Annotated in this window: 44 protein-coding genes and 1 pseudogene; 38 read left to right on the top strand and 7 right to left on the bottom strand. The window is 34.7% G+C overall.

All coding sequences use genetic code 11. The features are described 5' to 3' along the window. Positions 1-228 precede the first annotated feature (228 nt). The 4 genes from ACRYLU_RS09660 to ACRYLU_RS09645 form a co-directional block, all read right to left on the bottom strand. Positions 229-1,410, bottom strand: a complete 1,182-nt coding sequence (locus tag ACRYLU_RS09660; protein WP_445080933.1) for a tyrosine-type recombinase/integrase — start codon at positions 1,408-1,410, stop codon at positions 229-231. 183 nt (positions 1,411-1,593) lie between these two features. Beyond that, positions 1,594-2,028 carry a zinc peptidase gene (locus tag ACRYLU_RS09655; protein ID WP_445080932.1) on the bottom strand — a complete coding sequence of 145 codons (435 nt, stop codon included), beginning with the start codon at positions 2,026-2,028 and terminating at the stop codon, positions 1,594-1,596. Positions 2,029-2,033: 5 nt separating this feature from the next. Then, a complete protein-coding gene (locus tag ACRYLU_RS09650) occupies positions 2,034-2,615 on the bottom strand; it encodes a helix-turn-helix domain-containing protein (RefSeq protein ID WP_445080931.1) in 582 nt (193 codons plus the stop codon). Between the two features lie 386 nt (positions 2,616-3,001). Beyond that, on the bottom strand, positions 3,002-3,691 hold the full coding sequence (locus tag ACRYLU_RS09645; RefSeq protein ID WP_445080930.1) for a DUF4145 domain-containing protein: 690 nt from the start codon (positions 3,689-3,691) through the stop codon (positions 3,002-3,004). A 97-nt stretch (positions 3,692-3,788) separates the two neighbouring features. Here ACRYLU_RS09645 and ACRYLU_RS09640 point away from each other — a divergent pair, with 97 nt between their 5' ends. The 5 genes from ACRYLU_RS09640 to ACRYLU_RS09620 all read left to right on the top strand — a co-directional run bounded on the left by ACRYLU_RS09640 (position 3,789) and on the right by ACRYLU_RS09620 (position 5,528). Next, complete coding sequence (locus tag ACRYLU_RS09640; RefSeq protein WP_445080929.1) at positions 3,789-4,034, top strand: helix-turn-helix transcriptional regulator; 246 nt, start codon at positions 3,789-3,791, stop codon at positions 4,032-4,034. Positions 4,035-4,045: 11 nt separating this feature from the next. Then, the gene (locus tag ACRYLU_RS09635; protein ID WP_445080928.1) at positions 4,046-4,231 is read left to right on the top strand and encodes a hypothetical protein; all 186 of its coding nucleotides are present in this window, start codon (positions 4,046-4,048) and stop codon (positions 4,229-4,231) included. 14 nt (positions 4,232-4,245) lie between these two features. Beyond that, a complete protein-coding gene (locus ACRYLU_RS09630; protein WP_445080927.1) occupies positions 4,246-4,989 on the top strand; it encodes a phage antirepressor KilAC domain-containing protein in 744 nt (247 codons plus the stop codon). A 12-nt stretch (positions 4,990-5,001) separates the two neighbouring features. Continuing rightward, positions 5,002-5,271, top strand: a complete 270-nt coding sequence (locus ACRYLU_RS09625; RefSeq protein ID WP_023164536.1) for a hypothetical protein — start codon at positions 5,002-5,004, stop codon at positions 5,269-5,271. Between the two features lie 92 nt (positions 5,272-5,363). After that, positions 5,364-5,528, top strand: a complete 165-nt coding sequence (locus tag ACRYLU_RS09620; protein ID WP_278215734.1) for a hypothetical protein — start codon at positions 5,364-5,366, stop codon at positions 5,526-5,528. Here ACRYLU_RS09620 and ACRYLU_RS09615 read toward each other — a convergent pair. Continuing rightward, positions 5,521-5,910 (bottom strand): hypothetical protein, encoded by a 390-nt coding sequence (locus ACRYLU_RS09615; protein WP_445080926.1) that lies wholly within the window; start codon positions 5,908-5,910, stop codon positions 5,521-5,523. The two genes, ACRYLU_RS09620 and ACRYLU_RS09615, sit on opposite strands and share 8 nt — an antisense overlap. A gap of 101 nt (positions 5,911-6,011) precedes the next feature. On the opposite strand from ACRYLU_RS09615, the gene ACRYLU_RS09610 reads away from it, so the two are divergent. From ACRYLU_RS09610 to ACRYLU_RS09535, 16 genes are all read left to right on the top strand, one after another. Beyond that, the gene (locus ACRYLU_RS09610) at positions 6,012-6,248 is read left to right on the top strand and encodes a DUF1408 domain-containing protein (protein ID WP_445080925.1); all 237 of its coding nucleotides are present in this window, start codon (positions 6,012-6,014) and stop codon (positions 6,246-6,248) included. Positions 6,249-6,350: 102 nt separating this feature from the next. Beyond that, positions 6,351-7,157: a PD-(D/E)XK nuclease-like domain-containing protein gene (locus ACRYLU_RS09605; protein WP_445080924.1), complete on the top strand. Its 807-nt coding sequence runs from the start codon at positions 6,351-6,353 to the stop codon at positions 7,155-7,157. After that, positions 7,157-8,071 (top strand): AAA family ATPase, encoded by a 915-nt coding sequence (locus ACRYLU_RS09600; RefSeq protein ID WP_445080923.1) that lies wholly within the window; start codon positions 7,157-7,159, stop codon positions 8,069-8,071. The genes ACRYLU_RS09605 and ACRYLU_RS09600 overlap by 1 nt, the downstream gene beginning before the upstream one ends. Positions 8,072-8,298: 227 nt before the next feature. Further along, complete coding sequence (locus ACRYLU_RS09595) at positions 8,299-9,099, top strand: phage replisome organizer N-terminal domain-containing protein (RefSeq protein WP_445080922.1); 801 nt, start codon at positions 8,299-8,301, stop codon at positions 9,097-9,099. A gap of 9 nt (positions 9,100-9,108) precedes the next feature. Beyond that, positions 9,109-9,999: an ATP-binding protein gene (locus ACRYLU_RS09590; RefSeq protein ID WP_445080921.1), complete on the top strand. Its 891-nt coding sequence runs from the start codon at positions 9,109-9,111 to the stop codon at positions 9,997-9,999. Between the two features lie 8 nt (positions 10,000-10,007). Further along, positions 10,008-10,172: a hypothetical protein gene (locus ACRYLU_RS09585; protein ID WP_445080920.1), complete on the top strand. Its 165-nt coding sequence runs from the start codon at positions 10,008-10,010 to the stop codon at positions 10,170-10,172. After that, a complete protein-coding gene (locus ACRYLU_RS09580) occupies positions 10,162-10,572 on the top strand; it encodes a hypothetical protein (RefSeq protein WP_025017293.1) in 411 nt (136 codons plus the stop codon). Before ACRYLU_RS09585 ends, ACRYLU_RS09580 begins: the two co-directional genes overlap by 11 nt. A gap of 104 nt (positions 10,573-10,676) precedes the next feature. Further along, positions 10,677-11,009: a DUF7339 family protein gene (locus tag ACRYLU_RS09575; RefSeq protein WP_445080919.1), complete on the top strand. Its 333-nt coding sequence runs from the start codon at positions 10,677-10,679 to the stop codon at positions 11,007-11,009. Positions 11,010-11,019: 10 nt separating this feature from the next. Then, the gene (locus ACRYLU_RS09570; RefSeq protein WP_445080918.1) at positions 11,020-11,529 is read left to right on the top strand and encodes a hypothetical protein; all 510 of its coding nucleotides are present in this window, start codon (positions 11,020-11,022) and stop codon (positions 11,527-11,529) included. A gap of 8 nt (positions 11,530-11,537) precedes the next feature. Continuing rightward, the gene (locus ACRYLU_RS09565) at positions 11,538-11,747 is read left to right on the top strand and encodes a hypothetical protein (RefSeq protein WP_445080917.1); all 210 of its coding nucleotides are present in this window, start codon (positions 11,538-11,540) and stop codon (positions 11,745-11,747) included. After that, on the top strand, positions 11,740-12,255 hold the full coding sequence (locus ACRYLU_RS09560; RefSeq protein ID WP_445080916.1) for a DUF1642 domain-containing protein: 516 nt from the start codon (positions 11,740-11,742) through the stop codon (positions 12,253-12,255). Before ACRYLU_RS09565 ends, ACRYLU_RS09560 begins: the two co-directional genes overlap by 8 nt. Continuing rightward, entirely contained in the window at positions 12,252-12,671 is a 420-nt protein-coding gene (locus ACRYLU_RS09555) for a dUTP diphosphatase (protein ID WP_445080915.1), read from the top strand. The genes ACRYLU_RS09560 and ACRYLU_RS09555 overlap by 4 nt, the downstream gene beginning before the upstream one ends. A 2-nt stretch (positions 12,672-12,673) precedes the next feature. Continuing rightward, a complete protein-coding gene (locus ACRYLU_RS09550) occupies positions 12,674-12,991 on the top strand; it encodes a hypothetical protein (RefSeq protein WP_445080914.1) in 318 nt (105 codons plus the stop codon). Continuing rightward, a complete protein-coding gene (locus ACRYLU_RS09545) occupies positions 12,972-13,127 on the top strand; it encodes a hypothetical protein (protein WP_445080913.1) in 156 nt (51 codons plus the stop codon). The genes ACRYLU_RS09550 and ACRYLU_RS09545 overlap by 20 nt, the downstream gene beginning before the upstream one ends. Beyond that, entirely contained in the window at positions 13,124-13,438 is a 315-nt protein-coding gene (locus ACRYLU_RS09540; protein WP_445080912.1) for a hypothetical protein, read from the top strand. Before ACRYLU_RS09545 ends, ACRYLU_RS09540 begins: the two co-directional genes overlap by 4 nt. 4 nt (positions 13,439-13,442) lie before the next feature. Next, the gene (locus ACRYLU_RS09535; RefSeq protein WP_058208328.1) at positions 13,443-13,760 is read left to right on the top strand and encodes a hypothetical protein; all 318 of its coding nucleotides are present in this window, start codon (positions 13,443-13,445) and stop codon (positions 13,758-13,760) included. 134 nt (positions 13,761-13,894) lie between these two features. On the opposite strand, the gene ACRYLU_RS09530 is transcribed toward ACRYLU_RS09535, so the two are convergent. After that, positions 13,895-14,128: a hypothetical protein gene (locus ACRYLU_RS09530; protein ID WP_445080911.1), complete on the bottom strand. Its 234-nt coding sequence runs from the start codon at positions 14,126-14,128 to the stop codon at positions 13,895-13,897. A gap of 514 nt (positions 14,129-14,642) precedes the next feature. Here ACRYLU_RS09530 and ACRYLU_RS09525 point away from each other — a divergent pair. Further along, positions 14,643-14,879, top strand: a complete 237-nt coding sequence (locus tag ACRYLU_RS09525) for a hypothetical protein (protein WP_445080910.1) — start codon at positions 14,643-14,645, stop codon at positions 14,877-14,879. 343 nt (positions 14,880-15,222) lie between these two features. On the opposite strand, the pseudogene ACRYLU_RS09520 reads toward ACRYLU_RS09525, so the two are convergent. Beyond that, positions 15,223-16,380: pseudogene (locus ACRYLU_RS09520) on the bottom strand (IS3 family transposase). A 349-nt stretch (positions 16,381-16,729) separates the two neighbouring features. On the opposite strand from ACRYLU_RS09520, the gene ACRYLU_RS09515 reads away from it, so the two are divergent. The 16 genes from ACRYLU_RS09515 (at position 16,730) to ACRYLU_RS09440 (ending at position 26,466) form a co-directional block, all read left to right on the top strand. Then, positions 16,730-16,921 (top strand): hypothetical protein, encoded by a 192-nt coding sequence (locus ACRYLU_RS09515; RefSeq protein ID WP_445080909.1) that lies wholly within the window; start codon positions 16,730-16,732, stop codon positions 16,919-16,921. Between the two features lie 48 nt (positions 16,922-16,969). Further along, positions 16,970-17,269, top strand: coding sequence for an HNH endonuclease (locus ACRYLU_RS09510; RefSeq protein ID WP_098403460.1), 300 nt, complete (start codon positions 16,970-16,972; stop codon positions 17,267-17,269). 142 nt (positions 17,270-17,411) lie between these two features. Next, entirely contained in the window at positions 17,412-17,723 is a 312-nt protein-coding gene (locus ACRYLU_RS09505) for a P27 family phage terminase small subunit (RefSeq protein ID WP_023189099.1), read from the top strand. Then, a complete protein-coding gene (locus tag ACRYLU_RS09500; protein ID WP_098403459.1) occupies positions 17,713-19,452 on the top strand; it encodes a terminase TerL endonuclease subunit in 1,740 nt (579 codons plus the stop codon). The genes ACRYLU_RS09505 and ACRYLU_RS09500 overlap by 11 nt, the downstream gene beginning before the upstream one ends. A 191-nt stretch (positions 19,453-19,643) precedes the next feature. Further along, positions 19,644-20,837, top strand: a complete 1,194-nt coding sequence (locus tag ACRYLU_RS09495) for a phage portal protein (protein WP_179884688.1) — start codon at positions 19,644-19,646, stop codon at positions 20,835-20,837. Next, complete coding sequence (locus ACRYLU_RS09490; RefSeq protein ID WP_182407464.1) at positions 20,824-21,609, top strand: head maturation protease, ClpP-related; 786 nt, start codon at positions 20,824-20,826, stop codon at positions 21,607-21,609. The genes ACRYLU_RS09495 and ACRYLU_RS09490 overlap by 14 nt, the downstream gene beginning before the upstream one ends. A 2-nt stretch (positions 21,610-21,611) precedes the next feature. Continuing rightward, positions 21,612-22,757 (top strand): phage major capsid protein, encoded by a 1,146-nt coding sequence (locus tag ACRYLU_RS09485; RefSeq protein ID WP_098403456.1) that lies wholly within the window; start codon positions 21,612-21,614, stop codon positions 22,755-22,757. A gap of 10 nt (positions 22,758-22,767) precedes the next feature. Beyond that, positions 22,768-22,923: a hypothetical protein gene (locus tag ACRYLU_RS09480; RefSeq protein ID WP_179884686.1), complete on the top strand. Its 156-nt coding sequence runs from the start codon at positions 22,768-22,770 to the stop codon at positions 22,921-22,923. A 9-nt stretch (positions 22,924-22,932) separates the two neighbouring features. Further along, positions 22,933-23,238, top strand: a complete 306-nt coding sequence (locus ACRYLU_RS09475; protein WP_098403455.1) for a hypothetical protein — start codon at positions 22,933-22,935, stop codon at positions 23,236-23,238. Next, a complete protein-coding gene (locus ACRYLU_RS09470) occupies positions 23,235-23,621 on the top strand; it encodes a phage head-tail adapter protein (protein ID WP_098403454.1) in 387 nt (128 codons plus the stop codon). Before ACRYLU_RS09475 ends, ACRYLU_RS09470 begins: the two co-directional genes overlap by 4 nt. Continuing rightward, a complete protein-coding gene (locus ACRYLU_RS09465; RefSeq protein ID WP_098403453.1) occupies positions 23,614-24,018 on the top strand; it encodes an HK97 gp10 family phage protein in 405 nt (134 codons plus the stop codon). The genes ACRYLU_RS09470 and ACRYLU_RS09465 overlap by 8 nt, the downstream gene beginning before the upstream one ends. Further along, on the top strand, positions 24,015-24,404 hold the full coding sequence (locus ACRYLU_RS09460) for a hypothetical protein (protein WP_118263428.1): 390 nt from the start codon (positions 24,015-24,017) through the stop codon (positions 24,402-24,404). Before ACRYLU_RS09465 ends, ACRYLU_RS09460 begins: the two co-directional genes overlap by 4 nt. A gap of 18 nt (positions 24,405-24,422) precedes the next feature. Then, complete coding sequence (locus tag ACRYLU_RS09455; protein ID WP_118263429.1) at positions 24,423-25,037, top strand: major tail protein; 615 nt, start codon at positions 24,423-24,425, stop codon at positions 25,035-25,037. A 3-nt stretch (positions 25,038-25,040) separates the two neighbouring features. After that, the gene (gene gpG / locus ACRYLU_RS09450; protein ID WP_023189088.1) at positions 25,041-25,358 is read left to right on the top strand and encodes a phage tail assembly chaperone G; all 318 of its coding nucleotides are present in this window, start codon (positions 25,041-25,043) and stop codon (positions 25,356-25,358) included. After that, positions 25,355-25,567 (top strand): hypothetical protein, encoded by a 213-nt coding sequence (locus ACRYLU_RS09445; protein WP_098403450.1) that lies wholly within the window; start codon positions 25,355-25,357, stop codon positions 25,565-25,567. The genes gpG and ACRYLU_RS09445 overlap by 4 nt, the downstream gene beginning before the upstream one ends. Positions 25,568-25,668: 101 nt before the next feature. Then, positions 25,669-26,466, top strand: a complete 798-nt coding sequence (locus ACRYLU_RS09440; protein ID WP_098403449.1) for an FxLYD domain-containing protein — start codon at positions 25,669-25,671, stop codon at positions 26,464-26,466. Positions 26,467-26,469 lie beyond the last annotated feature (3 nt).

Raw genomic sequence — 26,469 nt, 5'->3', positions numbered from 1 at the left:
AGAAAACGGTTAAGTATTATATATAGTACAAATGAATCATGAAAGAGAGTATTTTTAAGAAATTTAAGGAAAATCATCTGACGAAAGTCATTGACAGTCATTGACTACTAAAGGTATAATAGCTCTGTATCACAACAAATCCCTAGAGCCCCTTATATAAAGGGATTTCAGATGTCGTTATATCAGTTAGTTACGTTTTTAGTTACGTTCGGGAAAAAACTCGAAAAATCATAGTGCTTTAAGTATATTAGCGAACTTTTCGGCGGTTTCTTTCTTTTTCTCTTTAGCAAGATGACTGTACAAATTCATTGTGATTGAATAATCTGCATGTCCTAATCTCATTTGAATTTCTTTAGGATTTACATCATTGTTCATTAGTAAGCTTGCGTGAGTGTGACGAAAACCATGAAATCCAATGTTGGGAACTTTAGCGTTTTTAAAGTGTCGAACTAAGTGCTGTCTTTCGAGTTCGTAAGTTCTCATTTTTTGATGATATGAGAAGACTAAAGAATTATGCAGAGATATAGCCCCATCATTTTGGGATTTTCTCCACTCTTTCAACATTGCAATTGTCTCGCTGTCTAAAGATACTAAACGATTGCTTTCTTTAGTTTTAGCACTGTCTTGTATCTCATTGTTGTATTGTATAAGCGTCTTAGTTACACTAACGGTATTATTAACAAAATCAATATCAGACCAAGATAATGCTAAAGCCTCAGAGATACGTAAACCAGTAGCAAGTAAAAACTTGTATAAAGTAGTGCTCTTTTTATTTGTTGTGGTAGATTGTAATGAGTCAAGGTAAGCCAAGAAACGTTTAAGTTCATCATTATTAAAATATTTTATTTTTTTGACTGTTCTTGTCTTGAGTTTTGGAGAAAATACTTTTATAGCTGGATTGTCTGAGATGACACCTAGTTGCATACCATAATCAAGAATGCGTTTGATGATATTGAGTAACAGCTTATAGTCTTTGCTTTTTCCCTTCTCACGATTACCGTTAACTATTTCAGCAGTATTGGCATTTCTAGCCCAGTCATTAACAATATTTTGCAATAGTACAGTTGTAATTTTCTCAACTTTATAGTTTCCGATCGCTGGCAAAATATAATTTTTTAAAAAATTACTATTAATTCTGATAGTGTTTGCTTTTACTGTCAATTTATAAGAATCAAACCAACTAGAGGCTAAGGCGTTAAAATTATCAAATGAAACTTTTTCTCTTGCAACAGTAGAGCCATTTTTGATAAACTTATTCATAGCTTGGTGAGCTTTGTTCTCGCACGTTTTACGGTTCTTGGCTGTAACCGTAGTGCGCACTTGCTTACCTGTTAGGCTATCTACACCAAGATAGACATTTACTTTATAGACGGTTGTACCGTCTTTTTTTTTGACTTCTTTAATATTCATTTTTTCTCCTGTTCTATTGTCGGGCAAGACATGATTAAGGAGAAAGCGATAGTATTAAAGTTTTATTTATTCAAATTCCATATCATCGATACTGTCAGTAAAGTTTTCTAAAAACTTACCTTGTGCACGAATGTTTTCTTCAACATACTTTCTAAATTCTGTGTAATCCATTTTCACTCCTTGCTATAAACAGCGGCTATTTAGTTGAGGATGGCCGATTATTTCATCAAACACCTCAACAACTAACTCATAATGACGGTTTTCTAACTCAAAATGCTCAATAAATTTATCATAATCAATAACATCCGGTTCCCAGTCGAACTGAGCAAGCCATTCATCGGCTCTATGTTCAATCATATAGCGGTCGGCTTCTCTTTCTTGCCTTCTGTCCCAACCAGAAGAACGACAATCAAGATGTCTATGGCCAAAGGAAACGTGACCTATTTCGTGAAGTAATATATTCTGAGTTACCTTTTCACTGTTGAATATATCAATAAAAATATAAGTTGTTCCTCTAATATTAAATTTCATTCCATCTTTAAGATGAGGGTAATCTGAAGGATTATAGTATTTTATTTTTAGTGCGAGTTCTGAAAGTAACTCCCTTATAACTGACATATATTTTACCCCCTGCCATGGTCTTCTTCCCATGCTTCACGGAGCAAATGTTTATAAAGTTCTTTTTCTCTATCTGTTAGAGGCACGCCATCAAAAGCTACAGCTTCGTCGACGGCTTCTTGAAGCTCTTCGTCAGTAAGCGGAGAAGTTATATCGAACAGAGGAGTTACTTTTGGTTTTGATTTAACAGCTCTTTTAGACTTTTCTTGCTCTTTCAATTGAGAAGAAGCTGTATCAAGGACAGCTTGTTGTCTTGGTTCTTCAAGTTGAGAACTGATTTCAGTGATTTTTTTCACCAAATGAGATTGTTTTTTATTGTTGTTCCAATCTTCGAATGAGTAACCTTGTTTATATGAAGGGTCAATATCAGACTTTAGGAGGCCAAGTGTGTCCGAAATTTTTTGAAGGTTACCAGCATTAGGTCTAGTTACACCTTTTATATATCCAGACAAAGTTGTTGGAGGTATTCCAGCTCTTCTAGCAAACTCAGCTTGAGAGATGCCTTCTTCTTTTATTTTTGTTCTAATATTATTAGATATAACCTTTTTTAATTCCTCTTCTTGAGGTGTTAAAGTTCCTCTGCCCATTGTATGAATCTCTTTCTTGAATTTTATTATATCGTTATTATAACGAATTAAACAGTATAAAGCAACAGTTTTTTGTGAAAAATACGGTTTTTTTCGTACTTATTAATATTTCCGTCTTGACATACCGTTTAAACGGTAGTATAATTAACTCATAAAGGCAAACAAGCGAACAATCATGGAGCAATCAGTACGGCAGACGGAACGGGCTCAAATGACGGTACACGACGTATCTACCGCGACGTAAGTAGCAAGTTTGGCAAATAAAAAGCCCCAGAGGGGTGAGGAGGCGTTTGATATGGAAAATTTAGTAGAAAAAATTGCGCTAGAAGAAGTTCTGAAGCAATTAGAAATTGTAAATAATAAACTAGACAATATTATTCAATCATTCAATTTTGATCAGAATCAATGAACTTATAAGCTTCAGCAACAAGCAAGTCTGCAGATATGATATTAACAGTAGCTAATAATAAGCGCTTCAAATCTTCAATGTTTTTGTCTGTATGTCTCCGTTCGTAATGTGTCTCATCGTTACCAATCCAAGTGGAAGCCTTTGCCAAAGTTTGTATTTTTGGAAAATCTTCGAGAAAATTTTCAATTACTTTTCCTAAAAACATCTTTTTGATTTCGTCTTCTTTATCTGGTTTTTTTAGTATAGCGTAGTCTTTTACAAGAAATTCAAGAGCTTTTCTATAAGAAACTCCGGAGATTCTATCTAATTGATAGTCCTCAGATAGTTTAGCTTGTATATATATTTCTTTGAAATCCGGAGATAAATCTGCGATATCCTTTGGAATGTCTTTTGAAGGTGTTGGAATCAATCTGTTTTCTAACATTTTGAATTCTTTATCATACTCTAATGTGAAATGTCTCTTGCAAACTGGGCAACGTACAGTCATAGTATAAGTATCAGATGATAAATCATGATAAAGCATAGGCTGATGCCGTGTATAATCTTCTGAAATATGCAGAGCCCCTACTATACTGTGGCAGTATAAGCATTCGGTTGGAGTATCTACATTTCTACCTGATAGTGTATTACCTGATAGAATACCTACTTGTTGCTTGATATAATCCATTGTTTTTTTCTCCGTTTTCTTCCAATTATATCATTTCTTGGCGGAGATATAAAATAGAGAAATGATTTTAAAAATACATACACAGAAAGGAGCCAATATGGCAGAGAAAACACCACCCAAAATTACATTAAAAGCAGCACGAGTCAACGCTGGATTAACAGCTAAAGAAGTTGGAGAAATTGTCAAAAAGCACTACCAAACTATTCTAAGTTATGAAAAGGATAGTGAGAACATTCCAACAGGATTGCTAATTGAGTTGTCTGAAATATATCATTATCCTATGGATTTTATTTTTTTAGGAAAAACGTACGATTTAAACGGTATAAAAGAAAAAGCTAGCTAAAGAGGTGAAACATGAACGAACAAGAAGTAACGGTTAAGTCATCACTTATTGAGGCGAACGAATTAATTAAAGCAGTCTTCTCGGATTATGGAATTCAAAATGAAGACGGAGAGCAAATTACTAGAAAAGAATTTGCTGACTTAGTTGGTCAAAAGATTTGGCTAGTAGCTGAACTTTTAGGAATTGAATTAGATTAGAAAGGAGTTCATAAATGAACGAATTAATTAAAATTTCGTCAAATGAAAATGGCGAACAAGTAGTAAGCGCAAGAGAATTGCATAAAGGTTTAGGTCTTAAGAAAAGATTTTCAATATGGTGGGAACAAAACTCAAAACTTCTTATTGAAAATGAAGATTTTACAAGTGTACTTTCAGGTACGGTTGTTAATAATGGCGCAAAAAGACAGCTTCAAGACTACGCCTTAACAATTGATACAGCAAAACATTTAGCAATGCAAAGCCAAACTGAAAAAGGTCGTGAGTACCGAACGTATTTCATCCAAGTTGAAAAAGCATGGAATAGTCCAGATATGGTTATGAAGCGAGCTTTGCAAATTGCTGATAAGCGAGTTATTGCACTTCAAATTGAAAATAATCACCTTAATCTAGAACTTGCTGAAGCAAATAAAAAATTGCCGTTTCTTGAATGGGCTTTGCAAACAAAAGGATTAGTAACCCCAACAATAATCGCTAAAAAGTATGGTAAAACAGCAGTTTGGCTTAATGACTGGTTGCATAAACATGGAGTTCAGTTTAAACAAGGTAAATGTTGGGTGTTATATAAAAAATACGATGACAAAGGTTACTCAGATACAATTTTTAGCCCAACTGATATCGATCATTTGCACCCTAGTATGAAATGGACAGTTAAAGGAATGAAGTTTATTTATGAACTGCTGAAAGAAAACGGATATTTACCTATTTCTGAACGAGATGAAGATGGTAAGGCTAGTTAGAAAGGAAAATCTATGGGAGAACGATATGATCCAATGGCTGCGTATCTAGCCAATGGCGTTCTGGAAGAGTTTCGTAAGATGACGAATGAATGGCTGAAATTCCAAAAGGAGCTGTTCAAATATGAAAGTAAGACTGGAGAAATCAGGCAGGTTGATTTGTTGAAAGAATTCCACATGTCATCAGATACGTTGAAAAAGTGGAGAGAAAACGGATTACCTTCGATAAATCGAGGTGGTTCAGTCTTCTATCTCTTGGAAGATTTACATGATTTTTATTACTAAAATGTCGGGCAAGGCATGATTAAAGAGAAAACGACTACCTCCACATACCAAGTTAATTCATTAAATGCGGCGCTCCGCTAGAAAGGCAAAAAATGCACTATATACCTAAATATTCAAGAGATAGACAAAATAAAAGACAGTCACAAAAATTTGTAACCGTCCTTGATAAAAAGAAATTAGCTAAAAGTTTGGATGAAAACAAACTCATTGTTACTAACTTGCGAGCAGATACTTTAAAAAAAGTGAAGCTTATATGAAAAATAAGCTAGTTTCAGCAGTGTCTACAATTTTTCCATTTTTTCTTAAAGTCAAAGTTAAAGTAAAAAACTCTTTTTTATGTATGACTGGGATAGTTATGTCAAATGATAATCCTAGTGCTGTTAAATTTTTTTGACCAGTTTCCATTGTGATTTTTTCATCAGGGAAAGCTTGTTCTGGAATTAAATCTTGTTTCATTTCATCTTTTAATGAAGTTAATTGAATAGAATAATCATCTGGCTCACTATCTAACAGCAAATCTGCTTTTACTTTAAAAACAGTATCCATAATCGGTTCTTTTGGGTAATCATCTACAGTAAATATTGTAGATGGGATTCCATTATTATGACTAGCATAGAAAAAATTAATTTTATTAACCATACTTTTCCTCCTTTCCATAAAACTAAGCAAATACGGCAAATATCTGCTCACAGTAATTATAGCACTCGGAGGATTAAAACGCATACATAGAAAGGGAACTAATGGAAACAACAATTATAAATGGACGCAAAGTTCGAGTGTTGCCAACGTCAATTGGACAAATCTATCATGATTTAATCAAACGAGAAAATCGTGGAGTAGTAGTCTTTGAAACTTGGCAACGTCCAGATGGAAGTCTTTATATGACTTCACGCAAAAAGAATAAGCAAGAGCTTGCTACTGATAAAGCTGCAATGCTTAACGAATGTGTTTCAGACTGGAAAAAAGTTTGGAAATAAAAAAGCCCGCACGGGAATGCGGACTAAGACGTGATACGTCTACAAAATTTTATAACTAGATTATATCACGTTTCAACAAAAATAAGAAACGGAGAACATTAAATGACGGAAGAAAAACCAAGATTTAGTTTTTCTGATATTAGAACTTTTCAGGAATGCCCTTTTAGATTAAGGGAAAGAAAAGCAAAAAGATACGCTGAATCTCCTACGGAAGCTATGCTAGTTGGTCTTTATGCTCATGCAATGCTTGAAGGAGATAAAAGTACTGATGACTTTGTTCAAGAGCACTCTGTGGATATGATGGGCAATATTGGTAAGAAGAATCAAGCCATTAAAAAAGTTTTTAAAGATATTGTGATGGCAGTCAATGAAGTGAAAAAAACTGAAACTTATCAGTCTTTCGATACTTTACATACTCACAAAGAACTCTATATCAGAGCTGATTATGATGATTTTGTGATTAGTGGAAGAATTGATGTCTTAAGGTTTGACCATGAAAACAAAACGATTGAAATCATCGACTGGAAAACTGCCGCAAGCTTTGAAGATATATTTGATAAAAATATCAGAGCTTATTTGGAATGGTACAGCCATTATAGAGAGCAATTGGCTTTATATGCGTGGTTAGTTGCTCAAGAATTCTCTGATTATATGAAACTAGATTATACAGTAGTTGGGAAAATTGTAGGTTTTACCAAGAAACTTCCAGTAAACATTAAGACGATTACGATGGATTTTGGAAAACTTGCTGACATTTCAGATAAAATTCTTGTTCAAACTGTGTTAGCTGAGTTGGATAATATCGCTCATAATATTGGGCATGAGGGAATGGATGGATACTTTTGTCATAACTGTGACTGCTGTATCCAAAATAAAAAATACGAAGAATTAGAGGTAGAAGTATGGTAATGCAAATTAAACCTGCAGGAATTAGGAAACCTAAACTGAATCGCATATTGATTTCAGGTTGTGGTGGTTCTGGTAAGACGACTTTAGCAGCTAAGTTCGCAAGCAGCCCAGAACGAGCTTTGTTCATTAGCACAGACGGGAATGCAAATCGCCAAGGATATATGGCAATTGACTTCGAATTTCCGCAAAAAGCAGAGCAGGTTGTTACTAATTTTCTTCAAGCTTTAAATATAGCAGAACAAAGCTCTGATAGCTGGGAGGTTCTTGTTATTGACTTAATTGAAGATTTTGACGAGCGGACTCAAAGCTTATTGCGTAATGAATTTAGTAATCAAAAATCAGCACAACGGGCATGGGGGAAAATAAATAGTCTTTTTAAAGACATGCAAAGTTTATTAATGAGCAAATTTCGGGATAAAACGATTATTTTGCTTAGCCGTGATGTAGAAGAATTTGATAAAAAAACAGGCGAGATTATTGGTTATACTCCAGCACTACGCCGAGCAATGAAAAATATTATTTTGAAAGACCAAGATGTAGAGATTCGAGCTTATTTTGACAGGAATCATAATCGACAATTCGACATTTCTAATCTACGGTATGAAGAAACTAAAGGGACGCTCCAACAAATTATTGCTAAGCAGTTTGAGATTCCTCAACCTGCCATTGACCCAAAAGAGCAACAAGAAGCGCAAGAAAAAGCTCAAAAATTAAAAGCACAATATGATAAAGCTTTTGCAGCCGCAAAAGAACGTGGGGCTAGTGATAAGGATCTGGAATATTGGGAAAACATGGAACCTTATGAGGCAATTATGTCAATTTCTGATTGGGTAAGAATTAAAGAATCCGCTCAGTCAGTCGTTGATGAAGAAGAGCCAATTGTGGATGAATTATTTCCAGTAGGTCAAAACTAAACTTATGAGCAAACTGCAGTCCTCACTAATCCTGAGCAGTAGAATTAGAAATAATTCAACTTTAAACAAGACTACCTTGGGCGGTGGTTTCGTATTTAGTCAAAGCTGGAGGGTGGCGGAACGAGCCGTAAAGTCAATGAGTATTTAGTGTTTACACATAACCACTCATCGCCAGCTTTTAATTTGAAAAATAAAACTTGAAATAAATATAGAAGAAAGGAGATCGAATGGTTGAAATTAGTTGGATTAAATTGAGCGTTAATATTTTTGATGATGAAAAAATGAAATTGATTGATGAAATGCCAGAAAATGATGCGATTTTTAGAATATGGGTTTACTTGCTTAGTTTGGCAGGAAAAACAAATGATTCTGGGCTTGTCTATTTAAGTAATCATATTCCATATACTGATGAAATGATTTCTGCTTTGTGTAATAGGCCTGTTTCTACTGTAAGATTGGCTCTTAAAACATTCAGAGATTTTGGGTTGATTGAGATATATGATAACAACATGATTGGTATCAGTAATTGGGAAAAGCACCAAAACATTGATGGAATGGAGAAAATCAGAAAGTTAAATGCTGAGCGTAATAAGAAGTATCGGGAGCGGAAGAAACTTTTAGAAAATAGTGACGTTAGCGTGACGTCACGTGACGCAACAGAAGAAGATAAGAATAAGAATAAGAAAAAGAATAATAATACTATGTCAGATAAATCTGACGATGTTATTCCTTATTCTGAAATTATTTCTTACTTGAATGAAAAAGCAGGGCGAAGTTTTAAAACTACTGAAGCTCACAAACGTTTTATCAAAGCGAGGTGGAACGAGGATTATAAACTAGATGACTTTAAGAGGGTCGTTGATAATAAAGTTGCTGACTGGACAGGTAAAACAATAAACGGGCAACCAGCAGAAAAATACTTACAACCTTCAACGTTGTTTGGAACGAAGTTTGATAATTACCTTAACCAGGCACCAATGCACCAAGAACAAGCACAGCCTTATGATGATCTTGGATTGCCATTTTAGGAGGAAGAAATGGAAAGTATCGGAGATGTTATCGGAAAATTTGTTGATATGGATAAATTTAGGTCAATGGCAAATGATGTAACAAGCCATCCAGAAATTGAAAAATTTATTTTAGACAATAACATGACTAGCGATGAAGTTTCAAAAAGTTATTCTAAATTCTACGAATATCTTAAAGAGAAAAATAAATTTGAGAATAACGAAAAAACAACAATGAACGGGCATGAACCATTTTTGATTATGAATTATGGTTATGCCGATGTTGTATATCGTGAGACTGAAGAAGTGATTAAACGTAGGAAAAAAGCTGAGTTTGTCAAAAGGCTTAATCGCAATAGCATTGTGAGAGATATGACAATAAAAAAAGCAAGTTTTGAAAATTTTAATGCAGTAACTGACGAAGAAAAGAGAGCTTTAGCGTTCGCAAAAGAAGTATCTGAATATTATTATACTGGCGGTGAAGGAAACACAGTAGTGAGCGGACCAGCAGGAACAGGGAAAAGTCATCTAGCCATGAGCATCTTAAAAGATTGTTTGCAGCATACAGATTTGACCGTTATTTTTGCAAGTTGGTCAGAAGTTCTTCACTTAATCAAAGATAGTTTTGATAATAAAGACAGCTTTTATTCAACTGAATACTTCATGGAAGTTTTTAGAAATACTGACTTATTAGTTATTGATGATATTGGAAGTGAAAAAATAACAGAATGGTCCATGTCTTTACTGACAGAAGTTTTGGATGCAAGGACTAAGACTATTATCACCACTAACCTAAAAAGTGACGAAATAAGAAAAAAATATCATAACAGGACATATAGCCGTTTGTTCAGAGGTATTGGAAAAAAAGCATTCAATTTTGAAAATATTAAAGATAAACGTGTTAGTCAATTGCCATTCTAGGAGAAGCAATGAAAACAATAATCATTGAGCAGTGGGAAAACGAACATTACCCACTTGGAAGAATTAAAAAGCAGAAGCTGGCAGAGAAAACTGAGTATGAGATTATTTTTATTCTTAATCGTATGGCTCAGATGCCTGCAATTGCTAGATTTGGAGAAACAAGTGAAGTTTGAATTTAACTTTCTCAGAAAAGAAATGATAAATGAGAATGATAACAAGGGCACAACTTATGGTTCAAGAATTGCTGCCAATAACACCAAACAGCGTTTAAGACGGATTGCATGTCGAACAGCTCATGAATGGCTAGACCAGTCAGACGAAGTATTTGAGCAATTCCATGAGAAACACCGTTGTGATGTATTTGTTGTTATTTATCCACCCAAGCGCTTTAAATATGATCCACCAAATTATGAACCAACTTCTAAGGCATTAATTGATGGACTGACAGATGCTGGAATTTGGAATGATGATAATTACAATGTTATTCGCAGAACAAGTTTTGAACATGGCGGGCTTTCTGGAGATACAAAGATGTGGAAAGTTGAGTTAGTAGTGAAAGAACTGACAGAATAGCTCTAATTCATGAAAATTACGGTTACATTGAGCGCTTAAACTATTTCATGGATAATTTATCACGAACAATCTAAAAGCGCTTAGAAAGGAGTTTGTAGGCATAAATGAAATCATTAGAATTTTGGGATTTAATTGATAAATATCTCAAAGAGAACAATATGAGCTTGACTAAATTAAACAATGAATTATGTTTTAGGCCAGGATATTTAAAGGTTAGAAAAGACAGGCATAAAATTCCATCAGCCATTAAAATGGTTAAGCTCAAAAATATTCTTAGTGATGATGTCTTATACGAATTAATTACAACTTTCTGTGTACTCCCAACAAGTTTGCATGATATTAGAGAAGTTGATGATTTTATCTTATCACTCGAAATATCGAAAGAGATGAGAGAAAAACAACGAATGAGACGCAAATTACAAAGAACAACTAAATAAAGGAAAAACAATGAATAAAAAATTAATCACAACAGCAGTAGTCGCAGCAGGAATCTTTGGTTCAGGAACTTTTGGAGCTTATGCAGCTAATGCGTGGGCAGGGCATCAAAATATGGTCGCTGTGCAACAGAATATCTCTATCTTGAAACAACGCTTGCTAGACAGAAACGAACAGCTTAAACAGGCAAATAATAGCTCACAGCAATATGCAGACCAACTTAATCAATTGAACAACCAAATTGACCAGTTGAAAGACCAAATCAATCAAGATAACTCGAACTTGCAAAATCAAGCTGCTAGCTATCAAAATCAACTAAACGTACTCAACCAGCAAAAAGAAGAAGTCACTAGACAATTAAATCAAGCGAACCAAGATAAGGCGAGCATGGGGGAACAGATTAGTGATTTGAACTCAAAGCTAACTGCCGCTCAACAAAAGACTGACGAGTTATCACAGGCTGTAACTGATGCGCAACAAACCAAAGACTTGTCAGACGACGCTGTCAATGCGACGAAGTGAGGGATGAGATGAAACTAAGCGAGATTGAAGCGGTAGGTTATTTGCTTACTGCTTATGACGAAGATCGCCATGCTCTTTACACAGCAGAGCAAATGCAAGAGTACGCAAAAGAATGTGTTAGAGAAGCGATAATCTTAAATAGCGGCGGTGCTGTATCTGACGATATGATTAAACGAGCTATTGATTCAGTATTTACGGAGGACACGAAAAATGACTAAGTTTGAAGAGAAGAAAAAAGAAGCCTACGAAAAAGCTAGCATGAAATCTTACGGAAATACTGCTGGTAGTATGCAAATGCGACATCTATTAAATGAACTGGAAAATGCAGGTTTATTAAAAGAACAGCAAGCCCTGCCAGTCGTGCCTGAGTGTGTTGATAAGTGGTATAAGTTTCACATGAATGGAACATTTTCGGCTGTTATTACTGCTTATGCTGTTGATGGAGCTGATAAAGCTGTTATTTGGCTCGTACAAAACGGAGGTATGGATTTACTTTGTAAAATGAAGCTGTATGGATACACAGTCGAAAAACCGCAGCTGTTCTATTTGTGTGAGAAGAATACGGGATATTATTTGCGCAAATCAGGTACTGACTGGTATGGAATCACTTCTCATTATTCAAACGATTCCGACGAAAATTACATGAATTACAAATTCACCCAGAAAGAAATTGATAAGCTAGATACTGGGAGCTATGAGCTTGTTCCTGTGGAGGATGGAGAATGAAAAGAGAATTTAAAAAACTAAATAAAAATGCGACACTTCCAGAACGAGCAACAGAACACAGTGCAGGTTATGATATTTCAGCAAGCGAAACAGTTACGATTCAACCTGATGAAATAAAAATGGTAAGTACAGGTCTAGCTGTTCAACTTGGAGATGATGAAGTATTGAAATTATATGACCGCTCAAGTAATCCAGTTAAGCGTGGCATTGCATTGATTAATTCAGTAGGAATTATCGATTCAGATTATTATCCTAATGAATTTAAAGGCTTGTTTATGAACATCTCAAAAGAGCCTGTAACCATTTCTAAAGGTCAAAGAATAATGCAAGGGATATTTGTCAAATACCTTACAACAGACGATGATAACGCAAATGGAGAGCGTACAGGTGGATTTGGTAGCACTGGGGAGGTGTGAGAATGACGAAAGAAACAGAACTTTGCGGTTTCCAACCTACAGGAAGGTCAGAAGATGTACCTAAACCCCCTAAATATAATTTAAATGCAGAATTCTGGCGTACTCAATGGTCAGAAGCTTCTGGTGCTCACTTGATGGAATATCTCAGAGCTGAAAAACTCCAAGAACAGCTTAACACTGCGAAAAAGCATATCGAGCATGTTATTGGAACGATTAAACATGATGGGCATTTAGAAACTATTCAAACAGACTGGATTTTGCCTTATTTAGAAAAAGCACTCGCAGCGATTGGAGGGGATGATGAAAGCTTGGATAATTAGTAACCCTTGGGATGATGAGGGACGACAAGCTCTTACCTTTGCAGATACACGAAATGAAGCAAAAAGTAATGCAGGTTGGATTACAGACACCAACGGAGCTTTCAAAGTTGCCTATATCGAGGAGGTTGTGGAATGAAAGATGCATCAAAATTAGTTTTATTTATTATTATGGCTATGAGCATTGTATCGCTTATTATATCTATGCCAACGCTGATTGTGGCAATACTTATGGGAATTAAATACCTTGCCCTTAGAACGCTAATCGCTGTGATTATGGGTACCGTCATTTTCTCAATAACTTGGGTAATATTGAACAACCAAATGGATAAAGAACTTCAAAAAATTGATGAAGAGCTTGCTGAGCACAAATCAAAAATGGGGCAGCTCGACAAAGAATTTGATGAACAGCAAAAAAGAGTCACTGACAGATTTAAGAATTTGAGGTAAGTAAATGACAAGACGGAGAAAAGCAGAGATAACAAGTGTTTACGGCGGAGATGGAACGAAAATTGATTCTTATGTTTCTCATTATGGTTATGTTAACATTCCACGCTTTAAGCACAAGAAAAATCCCATCTCAATGATTAAGGCTTTGGAAGTGAGAGACAAGATGGAGCGGAGAAAAGTATTTTATAACTCTGAAACTTGGAAAGAAATACATAATAAAAACTTACCTGAACTCACCCCTCTTCTAACCGAAGTAGGTGGCGGAACTTTAGGAAAAATTTCCGTTACTAATTTAGAAACAGGAGAAAAAAGGTGGATATGAAAGATAAGGTTATCAAAGGACTAATAAGAGCAACTTGTTTATCTATCTTTTACTTAATATTTGAATACGTATCAAGAAATTGGGGGTTGGTTGAAACAAGGAGATTTCTTTATATCTTGATTATGTTTCTATATTTATGGAAGGATAATTGAACGCAAAAAAAAGCCCAAATCAATGATATGGGCTTTGAGGGATAACAAGTTAACGTGATGATATATCCATACAAGATGAACACGGCCTAATTTGAAGTGATGGATAAGTTCTACGAGTGTATTCCATTGCTTCGATATCATTTTCAAAATCCCCATCAATAAGATATGAATCATTAACTTTTGGGCGATTAGGGCAAGTTCCCTTGTGTACTTCATGATAATCACTGAAGTCACCACTTTTATCTACGACATAGCTCATGAGTTAGTCCTCCTTCAAATAGTTTGTATTGGTTATACAATTTTATTTTAAAACTATTACTAACCAAGTACAAGCAATATGATTTAAATAAAAGGAAATATAAAAAAGCCCAAGCTGACCAAACTTGAGCCATCGTAGAAAAGATGTAGATGTAACAGTTCATCTTTAAGTGTTACTTGTGGTCAGTTATATTATATCACATCAATAAGTAAGAGGTTATGGGATAAATGCAAAAAACCCGAACTGACCAAGTTCGAGTTATATGTTCTAGGTTTAAATTTTATTCTTAAAATTTAGGTCTACTACATTATACCATAATAAAAATAAGTTATAACAAAAAGCTCGAGTTGACCAGGCTCGAGCGAAATACGAATTAACAACTTATTATAATATTTTTTAATATTTTTGGTCAGTTATATTATATCACATACTGAGCTAGGAACTCGCTAAACTCAACTGGAGGAGAAAATAATGAAAGACAATAAACAAGTATCATTGATTCAAAGAACGCTGCTAGAAGTTGCAGAATTTAAAAAGCATAAGCTAAATGAATTTTTAATAGGGGAAAGTCAATGGTGGTATTCTAAAAGCCAAGATATCATTATGGCAATGAAGAATAGTGATCAACCAAATATTTTAACTAAAGATTGGATATGGGTTATGTCAACAATAGACGGAAATCTTGTATTGGGGGGGAAGGTGGAATAGGAATCGAGGTTGAATAAATGATTGCAAATATAATTATCATAGCCTATGTATTATTCCTGATTCTTGGACTGTTCGTTACACCTTACGCAATTGGGAAGCCAAGAAGCCCAATAAGTGTTGGAACTGCAACCTTTAATATATTATTTGGAATTGCGTTTCTGATATCATTATATTTTAAATTAATTAAATAAATAAACAAAAAAGCCCACGGCAATGGGCTTTACAAATGATTTATTCTAATACTATTATAACATAACAGGAGTTAGAATATGACAAAAGAATTGACGAAAGCACAATGGCATGATGTTCGAATGACGCTAAGAATTGGACTAATGTCAAATATTTAGACACAAAATGAGCTATATTTTCTTAAAATAATTTTCTTCTTTCTGATTTGGAGTTAAACCATTGTTGGCGGAATGAGGATTATAATTGTTATAAAATTGTTCGATGTATTCAAAGCAAGAGAGTTGAACTTCTTGAATGGAGTGATAAGTTCTGCGATTAATTTCTCGTTGTTTAAGATACTTGAAAAAGACCTCGGTGACGGCATTATCATAAGGATATCCAGGCTTGGAGTAAGAAGCAAGCAATTGATGCTCATCTAATAACTTTCTAAAGGAAGCTGATTTAAATTGGCTTCCTTGATCCGAATGAAAGATAATTGGTTCCTTAGGCTTCCTCTTATTTATAGCTGTTTCTAAGGTGTCACAGGCGAGTTTGGCATCAATCCTATCACTTACTTTCCACGCGATACATTTCCTTGAGTAGAGGTCAAGGATAGCACAGAGATAAACATGTCGCTTAGGTCCTATAGAGATATAAGTGAAATCAGTTGTCCAAACTTGATTCGGGGAGTTCGGGTTAAATTCTTGTTTAAGCAGATTACCAGAAGAAAATACAGGAGATTTATTTGATTTAAAACGAGGTTTGATGGTTGACATTTTAGGGAGTGTCATAGACTTGAGAAGTCTTAAGATACGGCCTTCAGAAATATTAACGCCATAATCACGCAGAAGAATGATTTTAAAAGCTCTCGTTCCAATTCTTTTCTTGGCTTTCATATAAATTTCAAGGAGTAATTTTCTCAAGCGTTGATTTTCTACTTCACGCTTCGAAGGCCTCTTGTTTATGAAGTTATAGTAGGTGGAACGATTGACATGTAAAACACGACAGAGCATAACTGTCGTGTGTTCAAATCGGAGTCGATAGACGGCTTTTAATCTCATTTGGAGTTTTGCATGAATATGGCACTCGCTTTTTTTAAGATCAGATTTTCTTCCTCTAGTTGGGCATTCCTTTTTTGTAATTCTTGAATCTGTTTAGCAGTCAACACCGTATTATCTTCAAGACGCACTTGAGAGTACTGCTTAATCCATTTTGCAAGTGCAGAAGAAGATACCCCATAATCTTTACAGAGTTCAGTTTGTGTTTTACCAGTTTGATAGAGATTAACGAGCGATTGTTTGAAATCCTCGTCGTAACGTTTAAAACCTGACATAAAAGTCCTTTCATTTTTGTGTCTTAATAGACAGATTATAACACACAATTTTCTGTCCACTTTTATAGTATAGCTCCAAATTATCATTCGCAATAAGAAGAATGCCAAGCAATCTCAGCTTATCAATGAAGCATTAGATAATATTAAAGATGAAGATGATCGTAAGATATTCAAACGTTATTACATTGATGGTTGGGGAATCATTAAGATTACAATGAATATGTATTACTCTAAGAGCGCAGTCATTGCAAGAAATAATAAAGCAACGCAACAGTTTGCTGAGAAATATGACGGTGGTCATTTACTTAAGATGTTTCATGAATAATATAACAGAAAGGATAACCGCATAATGTTAACGATAACAGAAGCGCAAGCAAAAGCAGTCCGGAGAAAGAGGGCTGACTTAAGACTGACAAAATCAGAAGCTCATAAACTTATTGGTATTGGCGAGAAAACTTTACGCAAAGTTGAAGAAGGAAATTATAAAACAAAATTGACAGTTTATACAAAAGTTATGGAATGGTTGGCAGAAGATTATTAGTATAAAGAACGCTACTTTTTCGTAGCGTTTTTGTTTTACGATTGAATCATGATAGATGTAAGCACACCAAAGGCAAGGCACAGGTTCTATTGCTCAGGAGCGTGGAGGCGTATGAGAGAACAGATACTCAAGCGCGATAACAATGAATGTCAGTGGTGCAAAGCAGAAGGCAGAGTGACAACGGCTAAGACTGCGACACTAGAGATAGATCATATCAAGGAACTTGATTATCATCCAGAGCTTGCACTAGAACCTAGTAACCTGCGTACCTTATGTCACGAATGCCACAACAAGAGGCATGATAGACACAGACACAAGCAGTTTGATGATGAAATTTTTGAATTCTGATTTTATTGTTCGGAAATTACGAAAAATTTTCATGAAAGTACCCCCGGGTCTAAAATAATTGGGTTAAATTCCGAATTTACCACAGACCGGTTGGGGTTTTTTAACCAAATATAAAGCCATTTTTTTGAAAGGGGGGGTAACCATGGCAAAAAGCAAACTTGAAATAGAATTATTAGGGCTAATTAATGAAAAATCAGCTTCAGAAATTGAAAAGGTGGAGAGATATTGTAGTTTGGTTAGAATATCCAGAAACCTTGATAAATCTATTTCTAAAGATGGAACAATGATAAAAGTCGTTAATGGTAATCAAGAATTTTTGAAACCAAACCCTGCCATTTCTGAGAAAGTAAAAATTAATACAGCTCTTATAAAATTGGATGAATTTTTCGAGGAAAAACGAGCCGAAAAGGGCAAAAATAATGATTTTAATGAGGAAGATTTATATGCTGATTAAATATGTCAGTGATTATATCAATTCTTATCATGCTCAAAAAGTAAAACTTAACAAGGAACGTATAGAACTTGTTGAATATATTGCTAGAGAAATTAAACCTCGTCTTGAAAGAAAAGAAATTTATTTCGATGAAAGCCAAATTAATAAATGCATCAGATATATCGAAACATTTTATTTTAAACTAGAGGACTTTCAAAAATTTATTATTAGTTTCATTTTTTTATTTTGGAGTGATGGGGATGATATTGTTTTTGAACAATTTTTAATCATGATGGGGCGTGGTGGTGGTAAGAATGGTTTAATCTCTGGAGTAACTAACTACTTGCAAACTCCAATGCACGGAATTCCCAAATATCATATTTCGCTTGTCGCAAATAGTGAAGATCAAGCTAAAATGAGCTTTGAAGAAATCTACGACACAATTGAGATGAATGAAAAACTTCAAAGAATGTTTTCTTGGGGTAAAAAAGAAATCAAAAATCGCAAAACCCAGTCTATTATTCGTTATAAGACAAGTAACGGAAATACAAAAGATGGTTTGCGTGACGGTGCAGTAGTATTTGATGAAATACACCAATATGAAGACCACAAAGTAACAGATGTTTATATTTCTGGTTTGGGGAAAGTTGCTAATCCAAGAGAGTTCTATATCGGAACAGATGGATTTGTTCGCGAGGGATTCATTGATGAAATGAAGGAATTAGCTCATAAAGTACTCAAAGGTGATGCTGATTTTGATGAATTATTTCCTTTTATTTGCAAACTGAACGATGAGCAAGAAGTCGATGATCCAACAAATTGGGAAATGGCTAATCCTATGTTTACTCTTCCAATGAGCAGTTATGCGAAAAGATTGTATAAAAAGGTTACAAAACAATATAAAAAACTAGAGGTTAACCCGAGTGGCCGTGATGAATTCATGACTAAACGGATGAACCTGCCGGTGACAGATATTGAAAGAAGCGTGGCCACTTATGAAGAATTAAAAGCAACAAAAAAAGAGTTCCCGGAACTCCGAAATTTACCAGCAGTTGGAGGATTTGACTTTGCTTCTACTCGTGACTTTATTGCAGTTGGTGCTTTGTTTAAAGTTGATGGGGATTATGTTTTCAAATCTCATTCGTTTGTTCGTAAAGAATTTGTCGATAGAATATATAGCTATTCAAAGCCAAATGAAAATGTTAATGGTAAACGACGATTTGCCCCGATTAGACAATGGGAAGATGAGGGGTTGCTCACAGTATTAGATGAACCGTCAATGGATGCACAACACGTTGTAGATTGGTTTGTTCGTATGCGTGATGAAGAAGGGTATGAATTCCAAACTATTTGTGGAGACGGCTATAAAATGAGGGAGTATTTACAACCTAAATTTGAAGAAGCTGGGTTTGAAGTCTCTTGGAATAGCAAATTTGAAGAACCGCTTGGTTATCGTGTGGAAGTTATTCGTAACTTTAGAGCCATTGATGCGCAATTATCAACGGTAATTGAGGATAGTTTTGCCAATAAAAAAATTAATTTTGGTGATAATGACATGATGCGGTGGTACACAAATAACGTGCTTCGACACTTGAAAAAAGATGGAAATGTGGAATATATCAAAAAAGAAGATGTCAGACGAAAAACAGATGGATTTAAAGCTTTTGAAGCAGCGATGTTCAAGGCTGATTTATTAAATGAAGTAGATACAACTGATTTCTATGATAATTTGGGTTGGTTTATGGGATAAACGATACTTTTTGAGAGTAAAAATCTAGCATAATTCATATTGTAGAGGAGTGAGCAATAAAATATTAGTAATGTGGTGCGATAACCCTCAAATAAAGCTGTCAGAAATGGCGGCTTTTTATTTATAAAAACGCTACTTTTTCGCTCTACTTTTCCATTAAACTTGAATTAAAAGTACGGAAAGGAGAAAATGTGGGACTATTTTCAGACATTTGGTCATCTGTAAAAGATAAATTAAGCACAACAGATTTAACTGGGTATGACGCATTATTTAATGCACAAGTCACGCTTGGTATTAAGGATGCTGCTTTAGAATCTTGTGTTTCTTACTTAGCAAGGATTGTTTCTAAAGGTAAATTTGTATTTAAGAACGAAAGCTCAATTACAGATTCTAAATTTGATTATGCTTTAAATATGAGACCAAATCCTAACCAAACAGCTAGTGAATTCAAAATTTCAATGATAAAAAAGTTGTTAAATGGTGAGCTATTAGTCATACAGGATGGTGATCAGTTCTATATTGCTGATAATTTTGTAACAAACTATTCGCTTGACGGGAACACATACACGGGAGTGACAGTTAACTTCTCCAATAGCAAAGTTTCTAATGTTCCTAATTCTGGACCATACGCTCAAAAATATTTTAATAGAACCTTTATTCAAGGAGTGGATTGTTTTCACTTAGACAATGACAATATTGGGATAAAAAAATATGTTGATAGTCTATGGGATGATTATGGAAAACTATTCGGAATCTTAATTGCCAACCAGCTCCGTGTAGGGCAAGTTAGAGCAAAAATCAGTATTCCAGTCAACAGCAAGCTTGAAGATAATGAGAGAAAAAAATTGCAGCAACAATATGCAACAACTTTATACGACAAAATGATGAATGATCCAGTGGTATTTATTCCTGCTGACGATAAATCAAAATCTTCGTATGATGAAATTTCTTCTAGCAAGTCTGCAACACTACAAAATCAGATTACTGACTTTTGGTCTTTAAAAAAAGTATTCATTGGAGAAGTAGCCGGGCTGCTTGGAATTCCTCCAGCATTGGTGCTTGGAGAGACTGCTAATAATTCTGAAAACTTGGATTTGGCGATTGAATCCGCAGCGATTCCATTGGGCAATAAATTATCTGAAGGATTCGCAAGTATTTTAATTAAAAAATCAGGATATTCAGTTGGCAATACCTTGCAAATGACTGGATTTAAAACAGTTAACATTCTTGACCGTGCAGATGCAATTGATAAAGCAGGGTCTAGTGGTGTTATAAAAGTCAATGAAGTTCGCGAGGCTGCCAATTTACCACCAACAGAAGATGGGGACAGATTTATTATGACTAAAAATTATGAAGAGAAAGGAAAAAATAGTGAAGACACTTAAGTTTAATGGCGTAGTTGCCGATAACGATTATGAAGAAGTGTATGACTGGTTTGGTATGGAATGCATCACTCCGCAAAAAGTTGCAGACTTCTTAAACGAGGCTAATGGAGAAGATGTTACCATTCAAATTAACTCTGGAGGTGGTTCTGTATTTGCTGGGAGTGAGATTTTCACAGATTTAAGCAAGTATCAAGGTAAAGTTATTGCTGAAATCTCTGGTCTTTGTGCAAGTGCTGCGACATTCCCCCTTTTAGCAGCTGATAGGGTGGCGATAACTCCCATCGGTCAAGTTATGATTCATAACGTATCAATGGTTCAACAAGGCGACTATAGAGATATGGCTTCAAGCTCGGATTATTTATTGGGGTCAAGTGGAAATTTAGCAAATCTCTATGCTAACCGAATGAACATTTCAGCAGAGGAAGCTCAAAAATTAATGGACAACGAAACTTGGTTTAATGCAAAGCAAGCTGTTGAATCGGGGATAGTTGATGAAATTCTTTTTGAAAATAATCAATCTGTTCAAATGGTTGCAAGTTTTTCACCAATGTTATCACCTGATAAGATTAATCAATTTAAAAACATGATTAAAGGAGATGACAAGAAAAATTACACGATTGATGTTTCTCTTGACAAGAAACAAATGGATTCAATTAGTAAATTAATTGATGAAAAAATATCTGAAGTAAAAGCAGAATTTGAAGCTGATAACTCGGCAGAAAAGCCACTTAAAAATCAAAAATTTAAACCACTTTTCCTAGGAGGAATTTAATAATGGATTACACAAAATTACCTAATTACACAGCAGCTGTTGGGAAATATACAGATGCAGTTGCTAATGGAGCCGATGAAAAAGAACAACAAAAATTATTTGCAAAGTCTATGGAAGTCATGGGGACGGAAATTGTTGAAAATCTTGCTGATCAAACAAATGAAAAAATTAACTCTCTAATGTCATCTCGTTCTGCAGAAGTAATGTCAGCAGAAGAAACAAAATTCTTTAACGAAATTACTTCTGGTGTTGGAAATGTAGAAAAAACCTTGCCTCTTGAAATTATCAATCAAGTTTTTGACGAATTGACTTATGCTCATCCGTTGCTTGATATTATCAATTTCCAAGATATGGGGCTTCGCACTAAAGCGATTACCTCTGATGGTATCTACAATGGTGGAACAGCAGTATGGGGAACTTTTGCTGGTGATATTCAAGGTCAATTAAATCAAAACTTTGGAGAACACGATTTTTCTCAAAATAAACTTACAGCATTTACTGTTATTCCTAAAGATGCCCTTGATTATAGCTATGATTGGTTGAAAACCTTTATCATCTTACAATTGTCAGAATCTATTGCAGTTGCTCTTGAAGCGGCTTTGGTTAATGGTGATGGCAATAACAAACCCGTTGGTTTGATTAAAGATGCTACCATTGTAAATGGGACTACTACATATGGAGATAAAACAGTATCTGCTGACCTTTCGCCACTTGCTGCTTTAGAAAACTCTCAAGACGTTTCACGACAAGCTGCTAAAATTCTAGCACCTATTATGAAAAAAATGTCAGTTAGTGAAAAAGGAATTCCACTTAATATTGCTGGACAAGCAAAAATTTTGGTTAATCCTCAAGATTATTATGATTTTACCGCAATGTTCTTGTATTTGAACGCTAATGGAGTATGGGTTGATATCTTACCTTTCAATATTGCTGTAGTTCAATCAATGGCAGTTCCCGCTGGTAAAGGGATTGTATTTGTCGCAAATCGATACAATGCTTATCGCGGAAAAATGACAATGCAAGAATTTGACCAAACATTTGCTCTTGAAGATCTTCAACTTTATACAACTAAATCATTCTACTGGGGCAAACCAAAAGATAACAATGCTTCAGCACTTGTTACAATTGCCGCTGTTCCTAAAGGATAAGAGGTAGCTCATGAAACTTAAAGTAAATGCAGTTTTTGATGATGTAAAAGAAAATGTGCGTCGAGATGTCGGCGAAATTTTTGAAGCAACTGCAACTAGGTTCAAGGAGCTTGAAAAAAAGCTCCCTGGCTTTGTTGAAAAAATGGAGGGTGACGAAGAAGAATAGGAGGAGTTTATGGCTGACGCTAAAACTTGGGCCACTAATAACCTTAGTTCATTTAAACAAAGAATGAGAATTAGTACTGAGGATTCGGATGAGTTGGCTAACTTAACTGATATGCTCACAGCCTCGTACACTTCAATTCTACGATTGATTGGAGTATCTGATGCGAGTGATCCAGAAGTTAAGGAATTAATTTTCGAACGTTCGCGTTATACATACAATGATGCGCTAGATGAATTCAAAGAGAATTATAAGCAAAATATCCGTGATGTTTTTCTAGCTAATCAGCCTACTGATGATGTAGGAGAGACGCAATGATTAAATCGCAAAAATTACTTAAATCATCTAATCGTACAAATAACGGAACGATGCGGACTAAAGTTACATTTCAAGGAGTAGGGCTTGATACGTCATTCGACGGGAGAGGTGGTGATCCTATTGTTCTTTTTAAAACCTACGCAGATCTTTATTCCCCTAGCAATAAAGATTTAACAATCTTGGGGAATCAAAATGTTAAAAATGGAGCAACAATAAAAATTCGCGATCCCTTAACAAGTTATCAACCCAAAAATGATGACAAAGTTATTATTGATGACTCAAGGTACGTCAATAAGGTTTGGAACATAATTGATATTCAGCCAGATTTCCATGATCGTACTTTCCTAAAAATAATACTAGGAGGTACAAATCTTAATGAGTAGTGGTATGACTATTAGGGGCTTTGAAGAAATTGAAGCTAAATTGAGAGAAAAGTTTAGTGAAACTCGAGTAAGAAAGATAGAAAGTGATGCGCTTAAAGCATCTGCAGATGAAGCTGTAATTAATTTAAAGAGCACTCTTTCTAAATTTGCAAATTCTGGTGATACAGTAGCAGGGGTTGTTCGAGGGAATGTTTCTAGAACATCAGGATTCCCCGTCATAAAGATAGGTAACAATGGTAAGCATTGGAGACTTGTTCATCTTGAAAATAATGGTTTTGTCAGAAATGGTAAATCATATCGTTATAAAAGTTTTGGCGCTTTACAAAGATTTTCAAATGCTCAAGGACAAAAATTTGTTAAGACAGCGCAAGCTAATTTGAAGGAGTTGTTAAAATGAATGATATGCTAAATGAACTTATGCAAGCTTTAGCTAATGACTCTGATATTCTAGCAATTCAAAAAACGGGTGGATTTAAAAGTTATTCTAGGTATGAAAATTTATCAGGAAGTTTGACAAGTATAACGGTTATACCTGCTGGCCCACCAGAACAAACTGCGGTAGGAAGCAACGATTCATTCGCTAAACATTTTGTCTATCAGGTCAGCATTGAGGCAACTAATCGAATGGAAAGCAAGGAGCTTCAAAGAAAAGTTGAAAATATTCTCAAAACAAAAGGGTTCTTTCAGATGAATGGTGGCCTTGATGAATATTTTGAAGAAACAAAGAGATATGTGGATGCTCGATTTTATGAAGGCAACAGTAATCTTTACGAAAATTATTGAAAATAAGGAGAAAAAACAATGTCAGTACCTATTGGTTTTAAACGTTTAACAATTCGTGTAAAAGATGGTAAAGATCCAGTTCTTGGGACAAATCAGTTTGTTATCGAAGGAAAAAAAGATAATGGTGGGATGGTTTCCGCTAAAGTATCAGGATTAGCGGTTGATGCCGTAAAATCTTATTCTTCAAATAAAGTATACTCCATTTCAGGAAAAGGAGTTGGAGATGGTAAAGTTGATTTCGATATCATGGACTTCCCTGAAAAAATTAAAAATGCAGTGCTTGGAATTGTCGCATCTACTAACGGTGTATACAAAGCTACTGCAGATCGCACTTCTCCATATTGCTCGATTCTATTGGAGGATGTAACACCTCAAGGTAATCCATATTTAATGGCATTTGTGGATGGAATGTTCTCTTCTGATGGTCTTGAGTTTAATACAGTACAAGGTAAACAAAGAGAACTTCCATCAGAAGCCATCAGTTTTGCGATTGGTTCTGATGATAATGGTTTGTATTACTCTACTTTTGTTGGAACAGGAACATCTACTGATGCAGCTGGTATTACAGAGATTAAAACTGATGCTCAAATGGTACCAGCATCAAGCGGTTCAGGAACTGGGGGAGGTGAGTAATAAATGACTAAGTTGTCAATTACTCTTCGTGATAAAGATGGTGAGTTTACTGTTACTCAAGAACATGTTAGCGGTCAAAAACTTCTTGATTATTGGGATATGGCAGTTGAAATTGAAAAAAACGTTGATAAGATGTCTATTTCAGACGTTTATAAAAAACGTATTAATTTCATTGCTGGTTTATTCGATAGTTCAAAAGTAACGGAAGAATCAATTTTGGCAAGTGTACCTGCTTGGGGATTGCAAAATTTCATTAAAGATGTTTTTGAAACGATTACTGGTTCAAAAGAAGTTACGGGTGACGAAAAAAAGGAACAATGACAGTCTCAGAAGCTCGTTCTGAATTTCTAGACTTTGTAAAAACGCTAGTATCGACTGGTTCATATACTTTAGCAGATATCCTTAGTAATGATTTTTCTACAGTTGTTTCTGTGGTTGGTGCAAAAATTATATCAAAAGATGGTAGCGTAGATGAGCCTGAACAAGAAAAAGTGTTATCGCTTTGGGAATTTGGGCAGTCATTAAAATAAAAATAGCTCTTATGAGCTGTTTTTTTAGTTTTATTTTAGGTAACGCTTGCAATATTTTATTTTAAAAGAGTATAATGAATTATAAAAATAAGGAGAAAATTATGAAAAGACTATCAATTTTTTTATTTAGCTTTGGTATTTTGTTATTGACTTTGTCAGCATGTGGTAATACTTCAAGCAATAAAACTGAATATGCAGATAAAGCATTTATATCAGATCTTGCTCGCGGACTCGAAAATAGGTGGAAAGATGCAGATGAATTAGATAAGATAAAAGATCCCAGCAACTCACAAACTAAGGAATATTATAATAAATTCATAAAAGATGAGTTGGATGCTATAAGTTCATACAAAGATAAAAAATTTAAAGACTCAAAGTTGCACGCTCTAGTTTTACAGTATCTCAATGTTTTAGATGATTCAAAAAAATCAATTAATTCAATAAATACATTAGAGGGAATGAAAAAATGGAGTGATGCTTATAATTCTAGAACAAAATTACTAGTAGATTTTAAAAATAATTATCATTTAAAAGTTGACGCGAAATATAAGTCTTATCTTTCTGACTTAGAAAAAGATGGACAAAAAGCAGTTAAAAATGATGAAGTAAAGGAAAAAATAACTGCATTAGTAAATGGAATAGTATTTAGTTATAAAGCTCAGGAATATGATGATACTTATAAAAAATATGAAGCTACTGTAGAAAATACCACAGGTTCCGATATATCTAGTTTTAGTGGACAAGTAAATCTTGTCGATTCAAACGGTGTTACAGTTGGAGATGCTTACATTTCTGCTCAAAACTGGAAATCTGGTTCAAAGGTTCTCTTTGATTTTACAACAGATAAAACATTTGATAAAACAGTTATTACTCCAGAATATACATTAGCCGATCAGTAAATA

The organism is Lactococcus sp. KTH0-1S, assembly GCF_052544945.1.
The sequence above is the reverse complement of the archived record's forward strand: the minus strand, read 5'-3'. Positions and strand labels throughout refer to the sequence as shown.